The sequence below is a fragment of the Vibrio sp. 2134-1 genome, assembly GCF_033339495.1.
In genome coordinates this window covers 1-504 of record NZ_JAWOUS010001018.1, presented here as the reverse complement: position 1 = coordinate 504, position 504 = coordinate 1, and the positions used below count along the sequence as shown (strand labels likewise).

Sequence of the window (504 nt, the reverse complement as noted above, 5' to 3'; positions counted from 1 at the left end):
TTTTTCTGTAGCTCTTCACGGAAGTTGTCGCGAGTGATCAGCACAACATCGGTGACTTCCACAAACTTCTCTGGCTGCACATCTTCTTTCACCCATTTGTATAGTGATTCGATGCTCTTAAAGCCGTGCACGTCAGGGCTTGGCAATAGTGAGCCAAAGAAACCCGTAGCGTTTGACTTCGCCAATTCATTCACGGCATCGACACCATTAATACCAATACCAATCACGTTTTCAGCGGCAAAACCTTGGCCTTCAGTCGCGCGTACACCACCTAAAACCGTGTTGTCGTTCATACCAACAATCAGCCATTGCTTAACCTTTGGATATTGAACCAACAGTGAGTTAGCGGCATCTAACGCACCTGGGATGTCATTCGTTTTGGTCGGAACACGGTAGATTTGAGATTTAGGAAAGCCAGCATCTTCAAGTGCTTTTACAGAACCATCCACACGGCGACGAGCGGTATCTAGTTCGTCAGCAGTGATAGCCATAACACCTGTTGTA

At 46.8% G+C, this 504-nt stretch carries 1 pseudogene; it reads right to left on the bottom strand.

The window, feature by feature from the left end:
• Nucleotides 1-504 (bottom strand): annotated as a pseudogene (locus R7R78_RS29795) (arabinose ABC transporter substrate-binding protein); the annotation flags it as partial.